The 12,627-nt window shown below is 44.9% G+C and carries 4 protein-coding genes and 3 pseudogenes; 6 read left to right on the forward strand and 1 reads right to left on the reverse strand.

Going from position 1 to position 12,627, the window contains the following annotated elements; all coding sequences use genetic code 11:
• Nucleotides 1–10: 10 nt before the first annotated feature.
• The 6 genes and pseudogenes from JCM10512_RS08230 to JCM10512_RS08255 all read left to right on the forward strand — a co-directional run bounded on the left by JCM10512_RS08230 (nt 11) and on the right by JCM10512_RS08255 (nt 9,972).
• Nucleotides 11–3,199: a SusC/RagA family TonB-linked outer membrane protein gene (locus JCM10512_RS08230; RefSeq protein ID WP_044162139.1), complete on the forward strand. Its 3,189-nt coding sequence runs from the start codon at nt 11–13 to the stop codon at nt 3,197–3,199.
• A 34-nt stretch (nt 3,200–3,233) separates the two neighbouring features.
• Entirely contained in the window at nt 3,234–4,739 is a 1,506-nt protein-coding gene (locus JCM10512_RS21310) for a RagB/SusD family nutrient uptake outer membrane protein (protein WP_200869098.1), read from the forward strand.
• 2 nt (nt 4,740–4,741) lie between these two features.
• On the forward strand, nt 4,742–5,356 hold the full coding sequence (locus tag JCM10512_RS24565) for a RagB/SusD family nutrient uptake outer membrane protein (protein ID WP_500778524.1): 615 nt from the start codon (nt 4,742–4,744) through the stop codon (nt 5,354–5,356).
• 279 nt (nt 5,357–5,635) lie between these two features.
• Nucleotides 5,636–6,774, forward strand: a pseudogene (locus JCM10512_RS08245) (glycoside hydrolase family 88/105 protein).
• A 149-nt stretch (nt 6,775–6,923) separates the two neighbouring features.
• On the forward strand, nt 6,924–8,324 hold the full coding sequence (locus JCM10512_RS08250) for a family 43 glycosylhydrolase (protein WP_052517149.1): 1,401 nt from the start codon (nt 6,924–6,926) through the stop codon (nt 8,322–8,324).
• Between the two features lie 14 nt (nt 8,325–8,338).
• Nucleotides 8,339–9,972: pseudogene (locus tag JCM10512_RS08255) on the forward strand (rhamnogalacturonan acetylesterase).
• A gap of 256 nt (nt 9,973–10,228) precedes the next feature.
• On the opposite strand, the pseudogene JCM10512_RS08260 reads toward JCM10512_RS08255, so the two are convergent.
• A pseudogene (locus tag JCM10512_RS08260) lies at nt 10,229–12,297 on the reverse strand (rhamnogalacturonan lyase family protein).
• Nucleotides 12,298–12,627: the final 330 nt, after the last annotated feature.

Genomic DNA, 12,627 nt, shown 5'->3' on the forward strand with positions numbered 1-12,627 from the left:
AGTTTAAAGTATGAAAAACAACAAGTTTTTATGTCTATTTGGCTGGACGGACACGGTCCGGCAAATCTTTTTTATTACTTTATTATCTACATTAGCCATAGGAGCCTCTGCACAAAACAAGGTAATCTCTGGCAGCGTCTTTGATTCGAATAAAGAAGCTGTAATTGGTGCTAGCGTAGTAGTTAAAGGCACTACCAATGGCACTATCACTGATTTCGATGGTAAATTTAGACTTTCTAATGTACCGAATAATGCCACTTTACAAGTTAGCTTTGTTGGCTACTCCACTCAATCAGTGTCAGTAGCCGGCAAAACAAACGTTGTCATCACCTTGCAGGAAGACACCAAGGTACTGGATGAAATTGTCGTAGTGGGCTATGGTGTACAAAAGAAAAGTGACATCACAGGAGCTATGGCGAGCGTTAGTGCCGAACAACTGACGGCAAGACCGGTAAATAACGCTTTCGAAGCTTTGCAAGGTAAAGCGGCCGGCGTGGACATCACAACTAGCGAACGCCCGGGTACTATCGGTGACATCCGCATCCGCGGTAACCGCTCCATTAGTGCAGAAAATGGTCCGCTATATGTAGTAGATGGTGTTCCCTTAATGTCGGCATCGGCTATTGAAACGCTGAATCCGCGTGATATCGAATCGATTGATATCTTAAAAGACGCTTCAGCTACTGCTATTTATGGATCACGTGGTGCTAACGGTGTTATTCTCGTTACAACTAAGCAAGGAAAATCTGGATCATTCAGCCTCAACTATGCGGGTACGGTTACGGTATCCGACATTGTTGACAAATCCCCCTCTATGAGTTCTTCGGAGTTTGTTAATTTCCGGCGTTGGGCAGCATACAATCTTGATCCTACTCAATATGCACATCCTGATTCTCCTACAATGGAAAACGATAAGCTGATTTTCGACAGTACATTGGACGGACAGACGTCCTTGAATAATGTAATGAAAGGATGGGCCGGTGGTAGCTGGGATCCTTCCAGAGTAGCTAATACAGACTGGACAGATTACGTTACTCAAACAAGCCTCTCACACGAGCATACATTAAGTGCAAGTGGCGGTACAGATAAATTGAATGCGTATGGTTCGTTTGGTTATCTTAGTAACAAAGGGACGCAAAAGGGCCAATGGTATGAACGCTATACAGCTAAGCTTAGCGTTAATATCAACCCAACTCCATGGTTTACAATGAACGGTTCGATGAATGTATCGTGGAGTGAGCAAGATTATGGAATGTCGACTTTAGGTGCACGGAGTGGTACGGCTCCTGATGCTATCTATCAAGTAGCTAAAAGTATCTATAACTTCGCCGTTCCCTACGATGACAATGGCAACCTTGTCATTAACCCGGGAGGTGAAAGCACCATTTATACAATCATGAATGAATGGGACAAAAGTACCCAACAGTCGCAATCGTTACGTGCACTAGGAAACTTCTCCGCCACTCTTAATTTTGGCGAAATGTGGAAACCGTTGAATGGATTACGTTATAAAATAAACTTCGGCCCCGACTACCGCAATTGGAGAGAAGGGGTTTATATTGATGGAACATCTGCGCTTAAAGTTAATTCGGACGGTACTGAAGGTGTTAACTACGCCCGACTAAAGAATCGCCGCGACTTCTCATGGACACTAGATAACATGATTACTTACGATCGCACTTTTGTGGAAAAACATAAGGTAGGCGTAACTTTGCTTCAAACAGCATCATCATGGAATATAGAGGAGTCTTCGATGAATGCCAATAATATTGCTAAGCCTTCTTATCTATGGAATGCTTTTGGAAGTGTTGACATCCTGAACAAAGATAATAAAGCGGGAATGGGTTCGGGCTTAACAGAGCGTCAGCTCACCTCGTATATGGTTCGTTTGAATTATGGTTTCGACGAACGTTATCTACTGACCGTATCCGGACGTTGGGATGGAGCTTCACAGCTTTCCGAAGGCCACAAATGGGATTTCTTCCCTTCCGCTGCCCTTGCATGGCGTATCAATCAAGAAAGCTTCTTGAAAGATGTATCATGGATTAGTAACCTGAAACTCCGTCTTGGTTTCGGAACAACAGGTAATGCAGCTGTATCTCCTTACGCAACCAAAGGTGACATTACCTCCATTTATCTTCCTTTTAATGGAATGAGCAACCAGATTGGTTATACCACGAATGAGCCTTATTATATGAAAGATCAATTAGTAATGGCCAACACTAAACTCGGATGGGAGAAAACGACTCAATACAACTTAGGTATTGATTTTGGATTTCTAAATAACCGAATCAGCGGTAGCATCGATACCTATGTGTCGCGCACTAAAAACTTATTAATGAATATGACCATACCGACTTTAACAGGTTTCCCGTCAACTTACGCTAACGTAGGTAAGACCAGTAATCACGGTGTGGAACTAACCCTAAATCTGATTCCTGTGCAACTCAGAGATTTCTCTTGGGATTCCAACTTTAATCTCGCATGGCAAAAAGATAAGATAGACGAATTGGCATACGGTAAAAATGACATGGTTGACAATGCTTGGTTTATCGGTAAATCCATTAATGTATATTACGGTTATGCGAACGCCGGTATTTGGCAAGATACTCCGGAAGATCGGGCAGAAATGGAAAAATGGAACGCCAATGGCTATAAGTTTACTCCGGGTAATGTTCGTCCTAAAGATCAGGATGGTAATTATACAATGGATGTCAATGACCGTGTAGTACTTGGCAACAAAGACCCACGTTGGACTATGGGATGGAGTAATAACTTCAACTATAAAGGAATTGATTTGGGCATAAGCCTGTACGGGCGCATGGGCTACACAGCCTCTTTGGGTGGTGAAGCATTGACTGCGCACTCCAACCAACACGAGGTAAGCTATTGGACACCCAATAACCCAGGTGCTGAATTCCAAAAGCCTATTCTAGGACAAGCCACATCAGGATCAGGTGATGATTTCTCCGGACTTCTCGGTTTCAAAGACGCATCGTTTCTTAAAGTGCGCAACATCTCTTTGGGTTACAATATACCTAAGAACATATGCGCAAAGGCTGGTATTGGTAATCTGAAAGTATACGCACAAGCAGTAAATCCGTTCAGCATTTATCAATCCATAAGTTGGTATGATCTCGACGTAAATGCAACTTACTACAATCGTAGCTTTGTTTTCGGCATTGAAATCGGCTTCTAAGCAGAACCAATCATAACAATAAAAGAATATACATATGAAAAAGATTAAAAATATAGGAATTGCCATGCTAGTGCTAGCTAGCATAACATTCGCCTCTTGCTCAAGTGACTTCCTTGACGAGAATTTAGACACCAAATATTCGACAGATTATTTTGAAACTCCTGAAGGACTCGAAGCGTTAGCCAGATCTCTTTACGGAAACATTCGTTGGCATTTCGGCTATGAATGGGCCTACGGCTTAACTCTCTACGGCACGGATGAATTTACAAATGCCAATGACCTGACTAACGAATGTTGGAATACATACGATAATCGTTTTGGCCCGATTCATGCGACTACCGCTTTAGGTGCTGCAAATGGTAACTGTACAGCCCCTGGTGCTCTTTGGGATCAAATGTACTATGGAATAGCTTCTTGTAACACGATTATTGCCAAGGCAGATAAAATATCGGACGTACAAGTACGCAACCGCTGTCTGGCACACGCTTACTTCTTACGTGGCTACAACTATTATCGCTTAACTGCACAATACGGTGGCGTTGTACTTCAAACAGAACCAGCACAAGGTGTAATCCGTAGCCTCACACGTGCAACAGAAGAAGCATGTTGGGAACAGATCGTATCAGACCTTCGCCAAGCGTACAACCTCTTTGAAGGTGAAGTATTTACATATGGTAAGGGAATTACATGGACCAAAGCTACTGCAGCCCACTTCTTGGCAAAAGCCTTACTTTTCCGTAGTTCAGAGCGATGCACGGCTCAATTCACGAAAGATGGAACAACACGTACCAGCGCTGATGTTAAGAACGACATGAACGAAGCAATCGAAGCATGTAGCTATGCGATTACAGCTCGTGGAGGAAAGTTGACAGACAACTACAGCGATCTTTACGCAAACTGGACCGGAGTAGACTGTGCCAACGAGCAACTTGATGAGATTCTAATGGCAGCAGGTAATAATGCAGACGCTACCACCGTAGGACGCTTCGGCAACCGTACTTATAACTATTTCAATCCGCAATTTTCAAGTTTCTCCGGTGGATGGGTGAAACGCGGTGTCTGGATTGGTGGTATGGATTTCCAGCGTTGTCGCCCAACCGAATATGCTTATGCGGTATTCGATCACGTAAACGATGCCCGTATGTGGAAAACATTCCGAACTGTTTTTGGAACCAATAACGTTCAAGATAAAACGAAAGACATTAACTTGGGAGACCCTGCGATTGTAATGATTCTGAATACCAAGAACGACCATACCTACGACCAGTACACTTTCGGTTGCTTCATTCAAAATCCAACATGGAAAGACGATAATGGTCGCTTAGCCGAATGGAAAAGCGGTTCTCGTCAGAAACCTAATTCAGGCGACTTGACCACACAAAAAGGCAAATGGTTCCCAACTCACTTGTTCTTTATCAGAACAGCCAGTATGTTGCACCTCAATTTAAGAACCAACCGATTTGTAATTTCTTTGCAGGTATCAACAAAACTGATGACGGTTCGCGTACAGCAGAAAAGGGAGATGCCCACCGCGACGTGACTATGGCTCGTCTGGCAGAAACATTCCTTGTAAGAGCAGAGTGCTATGTTCGTCTCAACGATTACGCCAATGCAATGAAAGACATCAATGTCGTTCGTAAACGTGCTCAGTGGAAGAATGGAGAGAACCGTTCATTCTACTCAGATGGATCGCAAGCTTTTGAAAGCAATTCATTAAACACCGGTACCTCGGCAACGAATTATACAAATTCGAATCTTAACATGAACACTTATTATCTGTCGAATCCAGGAGTAGCAGTTACTACAGCAGCTTCAGACCTGACTTTAACAGCATTCCCAAATAATCTCCCAGCCGAAGATGAAGCAATCATTTCCTCATTGGGCGTTTCAGGAGAGTACGAACGTGCTTTAAACTTCATTCTGAACGAACGTTCTCGTGAGTTATTAGGCGAATGGCAACGTTGGGAAACGCTGTCACGTACGGGAACTCTGATCAAACGAGCTAAAGTGTTTAACACAGAAGCCAGTACAAATATCAAAGCCAGCAAGCACGAACTTCGTCCTATTCCACAATCATTTATTGATGGGTTATTAAACGAAGACGGTTCTAACTTATCCAAAGAACAAAAGGATAAATGGCAGAATCCGGGTTATTAAACGAATAAGATTCGCGTCATATTGAGACGCATCTCGAATAAAAGAAGACAGGTTGCAATGTTTTGGGTTCTCCATTCTTTGCAACCTGTTTTCACATTTATCCGGTCACCGATTAGTTACCAAGTCCGAAGAGAAGCCTTAGAATGGATAAAATCACATAAATATGGATGATATTCCATTTACAGGTTTTCATATTCGCCCTATTTTTGCAGATGTAAGAAACACCTCAATCGGGAGAATATTCAGAACGATAAGAATATTAAAAAGAAATACGAATCCATGAAGAAATTATCAATTCTATTCTGTACGGCCGTTTTAGCATGCAGCCTATCTAAGCAGGAAGTTCAGGCACAAGCATTACCTGAACAAAAAGAGACTTTACAATCACTGATTAAAGTAAACGATTACTTTATGAAGAAACATGCAGACTATACACTCCCATCCTTTCGCGATAATATCCGCCCCAGCAACATATGGACTCGCGGCGTCTATTACGAAGGACTAATGGCATTGTATGGCATTTATCCGCGCGAAGATTACTACCGATATACATACGACTGGGCCGCTTACCACAAATGGGGAATGCGCAACGGCAATACGACCCGAAATGCAGATGATCAATGCTGCGGACAGGTGTATATAGACTTATATAATTTATGCCCATCCGATCCGGGTATGCTACGCAACATTAAAGCCAGTATCGATATGGTGGTTAACACGCCGCAAGTAAACGACTGGTGGTGGGTGGACGCTATTCAGATGGCTATGCCGATTTACGCCAAACTGGGTAAAATGTCGGGAGAGCAAAAGTACTACGACAAGATGTGGGACTTGTATTCCTACACCCGTAATACGCATGGCGAAGCGGTATGTACAATGCAAAGGAAGGATTATGGTGGCGCGATCATGACTTCGACCCTCCTTATAAAGAACCGAACGGGAAGAATTGTTACTGGTCGAGAGGAAACGGATGGGTTTACGCGGCACTCGTACGGGTTTTGAACGAAATTCCGGCAACAGAAGTGCATCGCCAGGACTACATCAATGATTTCCTGACCATGAGCAAGGCGCTCAAGCAATGTCAACGTAAAGATGGCTTCTGGAATGTGAGCTTGCACGACGAAAGTAATTTCGGAGGCAAAGAGACATCGGGTACCGCGCTGTTTGTTTATGGCATGGCGTGGGGAGTTCGTAACGGACTGCTCGACCGAAAAGAATACTTGCCCATCTTACTCAAAGCATGGAATGCGATGACCAAGGAGGCTGTTCATCCAAATGGTTTTCTGGGCTATGTGCAGGGAACCGGCAAAGAGCCCAAAGACAGCCAACCGGTAACCTACACCAGCGTACCAGACTTTGAAGACTACGGAGTAGGATGCTTCTTGCTGGCGGGAACGGAAGTTTATAAATTAAAATAAGCGGCGGTTTCTCACGCATTTCATGGCACCTCAGGTATATCCATTGGCTAAAACAATTTTAGCCAATGGAATTTTCTTATTCAAGACGTGTCACTCCCTGCAAAACGATTTTTCTTTTATCACTTATCTATTAACTGGATCATCCTATCATGAAAAACGCTCTTTATCTCTTCACACTGCTTCTCTTGCTGAGTTTCCTAAATACTGGTTTGCTAGAGGCACAAAATACCGCAAACAGATACGAAGCGATCTATAGCGGTATATCTTGGTTCGACCAAAACAACAAAGAAGTTAACGCTCATGGCGCCTGCATACTTAAAGAAGGCGATCGTTACTATCTGTTTGGAGAATATCACACCGACACAAGCAATGCCTTCATCGGATTCAGCTGCTACTCATCAACCGATTTAATGAATTGGAGATTTGAGAACATGGTATTGAAAGTACAGCCCGATGGACTGTTAGGACCCAACCGGGTAGGCGAACGGATCAAAGTGATGAAGTGTCCCGCAACAGGTGAGTACGTGATGTATATGCACACCGATGATTTACGGTATAAAGATCCGCACGTGGGGTACGCTACTTGCCAAACAATCAATGGAGATTATCAGTTTCAAGGTGAGCTCCTTCATGATGGCAACTATTTGAAGAAATGGGACTTGGGCGCTTTTCAAGATAGCGACGGTACGGGTTATCTACTCACCCACGAAGGATTTATTTATGAGTTAAACGCAGATTACCGATCGGTAAAACTACAAGTTGTCGGCCATGCGACTTCCGGAGGAGAATCACCCGCCATACTCAAACAAGGCGGACGTTATTTCTGGATGTTCTCACGCAAAACAAGCTGGGAGCGGAATGACAATTACTACCTCACCGCTACCTCCTTAGAAGGCCCCTGGACGGAGAAAGGATTGGTCGCTCCTACCGGAACATTAACCTGGAACTCTCAATCGTCTTTTTTCCTGCCTATTATTAACCAGACAGATACGCTATATATGTATATGGGAGACCGCTGGTCGTATCCCAAGCAAGGTTCGGCCGCAACCTATGTTTGGCAACCGGTTACCTTGACAGGTGATGAAATGTCTATTCCTCAATTTCATGAAAGCTGGCGTCCGGGTTCATCAACGAATCCATACACGCCTATTGCAATCAACCGCAAAAACACCTCTTTGAAGAACGTAGTTCGCAAAGGTGAATGGAAAACCACCGGCAACCATCTTACATCGAAAGCTCAAGGAGCGACAGTCTCATATACTTTCAACGGCCGACAGGTGGGAATCGATGGACTAGCCAATAATAAAAGCAGCTATGCCAAAGTGACAATTAGAGACAAACGCAATAAAGTGATAATCGATACGACCGTCGATTTCTATAGCAAATACGAAAACGCTTCGCTCAAGTTCTTAAGTCCGCTACTACCCTCGGGTCAATATACGCTGACTATCGAAGTACTTGGCGAGCATACCACCTGGACGGATAAAAGTAAGACCGTGTACGGAAGCACAGATCACTACGTCACAATTAAAGATGTATTTTACAACTAAAAAATAAAGAAAGAATGAAATACCATTTAGTTCATCATTTATGCTGGCTGGCTGCTATTGCTTTTAGCCTGTCGGCAACGGCGCAGGATAAAGTGGCTGCACCGATGGAAGATGTAAATCAAGTGATTGACAATACACTGGACAGTTTAAACCAGACTCGCACAGTAAGACCTGCTGCCGGTTCCAGCCGCAAGGGAAATAATCCGGTTCTGTTTCTGGTTGGCAATTCAACCATGCGTACCGGAACGTTGGGAAATGGCAATAATGGTCAATGGGGTTGGGGATATTATGCGGAAGAGTTCTTCGATAACAATAGAATAACGGTCGAAAACCATGCGCTAGGGGGAACAAGTAGCCGCACGTTCTACAACCGTCTTTGGCCGGATGTAGTTAAAGGCGTTCGTCCGGGCGACTGGGTGATTATCGAATTGGGACATAATGATAACGGTCCTTATGACAGCGGACGCGCGCGGGCTTCTATTCCGGGCATTGGCAAAGACAGCTGGAAGTTACGATTAAAGAGACCGGAGCCAAAGAAACCGTATACACCTACGGAGAATATATGCGTCGTTTTATCCGGGACGTAAAGCAAAAAGGAGGGCACCCTATTCTATTTTCCTTGACTCCCCGCAATGCATGGCAGGATCAGGATAGTACAATCGTCACCCGTGTTAACCAGACATTCGGTCTATGGGCTAAACAGGTAGCAGAGGAGCAAAGTGTCCCTTTCATCGATCTGAATGACATCACAGCTCGCAAGTTTGAACAGTTCGGAAAGGAGAAGGTGAAATATATGTTCTACATCGACCGTATCCATACCAGTGCGTTCGGAGCCAAAGTAAATGCAGAGTCTGCCGCTGAAGGCATTCGTACGTATCAGGGCCTAGAATTGTCCAATTATCTAAAGCCATTAGTATCAGATACCGAGACCGGTTCGAGCCGACAAGAAGGTCGTCCCGTGCTATTCACAGTTGGCGACAGCACGGTCAAGAACAAAGATGACGACAAGAACGGTATGTGGGGATGGGGCAGCGTCATTGCCGATTTATTCGATCCAAATAAAATATCGGTTGAAAACTGTGCCATGGCCGGACGTAGCGCCCGTACTTTTCTGGACGAAGGACGTTGGGATAAAGTGTACAATGCGCTTCAGCCCGGTGATTTTGTACTTATCCAGTTTGGGCACAACGACGGCGGCGATATCAATGTCGGCAAGGCGCGGGGAGAACTGCACGGTTCGGGAGGAGAAAGCAAAGTCTTCCTAATGGAGCCGACAGGAAAGTATCAAGTGATCTATACCTTTGGTGGATACCTCCGCAAGTTCATCTTGGACGTTCAGGAAAAGGGGGCAATTCCAATTGTACTGAGCCACACACCGCGCAACAAATGGAAAGACGGACAAATAGAGCGGAATACCGATTCATATGGCAAATGGACCCGCGAAACGGCCGAATCTACAGGAGCTTACTTCATCGACCTGAATAAACTGTCGGCCGATAAGTTGCAAAAGAAAGGCGCAAAGAAAACAGCCGCCTTCTACAATACCGACCACACGCACACCTCCTTCAAAGGAGCCCAGCTGAATGCGCAAAGCATTACCGAGGGACTGAAGGAGTCGGATTGTCCGTTAAAGCAATACCTGAAATAAAGCAAACAACTGGCTTTCGGCTATTAACCAACCTAAAGTAATAGCAGATCTTCATTCAATGATCCGCTCAGGTTTCAGATGCAGCCAATTGCGCTTAACTCTTTAGTCGTTGGCCTTTTCAGACAGTTTTGCAACACTACTCCTTGCCTTTGAATAGTGAATAACGCCGAAAAGCCTGAAACATTCAAGCTATACCAACCAAAATCCCCCTGCTGTTACAGACTGACAGCAGGGGGATTCTATTCATAAGTACAGTTTACTCGCCGATATAATAACCCAAATGGGTCGGTTGGTTGTATCCGATATTCTGCAAAGCTTGAGACATATCGTATGTATGGTCATCCATCAACTGTACAAACCGGTGCTCGGTCGGGTGATTGGTTGAAAATAGATAAATAGAAGCGTTGTCACTGCTCCGGTATATCACCTCTTCGCGATAATCGCCTAGGAAGTCACCGTAATAACAAGGATTTGACTTCGAACTGTTGTTGGAAGAAACTCCGCCACCATAGTATGAGAAAGTGAGCACACGTGTCCAGTTATTCAGTTCCGGATGCCAGGGAGCCGATGGCTTATAACTCTGTATCATGACATCATCCAGCATCTGGCGGGTGAGAGAACCAGTCCAGTAAACTGCATTATTGTAACTATTGCCTCCTCCTTTATAAGTAGGCATTACGGTACTCACCAGTGCACCGGTTTCGCAACTATATACACCCGTTCCCAGCGAAGACCAATATTCGCATCCCGGACTTTCCGGATCAATGTCGGCCACCAGGCATCTGCCCACATCACCGCTATTCCCCGCTCCATGTCCGAACAAGAATTGTCCGGTGGCCGCATCCATCACTGTACAGCCATAGCCTTGCCCACTTACCGCATAATTATTCTGCTCCTCGAAGCAAGCGACAATCTGCAAGCCCGGACGTGACGGAGCAAATTTCCCCACATGAAGTGCGTCTCCATGTCCGTTCTTCGTACAATAAAGCAGTTTACCGGTATGGCTGATTGCCGCAGAACCGTATAAGATTTCATCGTATCCGTCTCCGTTCAGGTCAGCTACCCGGAAGCTATGCGATCCCATCGATTGAGCAACTGTGTTCGTGCCACTATTCGTATCAAATGCCCAACGTTTAGTCAGTTCCGATCCGTTGAGATCGAGTGCCCATACTTGCCAGTTCTTATAAATTCCACGAGTTATAATCAGGCTGGGGTTAGCCGTCCGTACGCCATCGCGAGGTACCCCATCCAGATAAGCCACTCCGATAAAGAAACGATCCATTCGGTTGCCGTAATCATCCCCCAATACTCATGCCAATACTTAGCACGTTCCCAGTTCGTTCCCGTACCGCCCCGAGGAATGTTGTTTGTGCGGCTTATCTCAGCTCCGGTTGCCCCGTTGACTACAGATATATATTCAGGACCGTCAAAGATGAGGCCTGCTGTAGAATAGAGCGATCTCCCCGAATACCACCCTTTCCCATTTGGATCAGTCAGGCGATAGTCATTCACTTTCCCACTGGCATCCGTTATCTGTTTGCCATCGCCAAAGCGTGTTCCCTCAGAAGTACGGAGAGCGACTTCGCATTTGCCATCTCCATTAAAATCATAGACTACGAAAGAGGTATAGTGCGATCCGGACCGGATATTAACCCCCATATCGATCTGCCAAAGGAAAGTACCGTCCAATTTATAAGCTTCCAGCAGCGTAGTCCCTTCTCGCCAACCTCCCTGATTAGCTCCGTCATAGGGCTGACGCTTCAAGATGATTTCCATCTCTCCGTCACCATCCACATCGCCCACCTGCGCATCGTTTGCCTCGTAAACGAGAGCGGCATTGGGAACGGTGGCATTCAGCCGAATCGCCCGATGGAAAGTTTTGGCCATTTCGGCTGTGAACTCGTATTCACAAAGCGTTTCATTAGATCCCGACTGGGTAACGCGGTATATATTGGTTACGGTTGCGTTCACATTCGCATCCGACCAACAAGTAGCATGGCTAATCGGGCTGGTATTCAACTTGACCTCACTCCCTCCGTTCTCACGCTTATAAATATCAAACGCAATAGTAGACGGATCGGTACGTAATAATCTCCAACTAATAAGTGCCGATTTAAATCCGGATGTGTGTCCTTTGGTCGATCGAGGAGCAGGATCGTAACTGACCCACATAGCGCGGGAAATAGTAGTGGGCACAATTGCTTCTGTATTCTCACCGGGATCAACAGCGTCGGTTCCACCCGAAGGAGTCGGCATGGCTTCATCCGTACATGCCAAAACGAGAGCCGCCAAAGCCATGGCGGACAAATAGCGTAAGTGTTTCATACTTTGGTTAACTTTTATTGGTTAATAAATAATCAGATCAAAGATAGATCTGCGCAGCCGCTTTCACCATGGATTATCGTACTTTTAGATAGAAAATACTCCACATAACAGAAGAATACATCCTATTTCCGACACAATGTTTACTTTTTGCCTTCAGCCCTTCAGCTTTCACATAATAAGCTGATATACAACTTACAACACTGAAAGAAACCCCCTATTATAGCTTTCAGCCCTTTCAGTTTATAAGCTACTTTAAGAAACAACCGAATTTACACAGAAAAAAACATCTCTGACAAGAACACATTCCTACCAAAGCCATAGATAATTCAA

Origin of the sequence: Bacteroides reticulotermitis JCM 10512, assembly GCF_000517545.1 — a bacterium.
Lineage (GTDB): Bacteria > Bacteroidota > Bacteroidia > Bacteroidales > Bacteroidaceae > Bacteroides > Bacteroides reticulotermitis.

What these genes read in the sequence shown, in the direction of transcription:
- JCM10512_RS08230 (WP_044162139.1), top strand. Translation starts at nt 11, where the DNA reads ATGAAAAACAACAAGTTTTTATGTCTATTTGGCTGGACGGACACGGTC.
- JCM10512_RS21310 (WP_200869098.1), top strand. Translation starts at nt 3,234, where the DNA reads ATGAAAAAGATTAAAAATATAGGAATTGCCATGCTAGTGCTAGCTAGC.
- JCM10512_RS24565 (WP_500778524.1), top strand. Translation starts at nt 4,742, where the DNA reads ATGGCTCGTCTGGCAGAAACATTCCTTGTAAGAGCAGAGTGCTATGTT.
- JCM10512_RS08250 (WP_052517149.1), top strand. Translation starts at nt 6,924, where the DNA reads ATGAAAAACGCTCTTTATCTCTTCACACTGCTTCTCTTGCTGAGTTTC.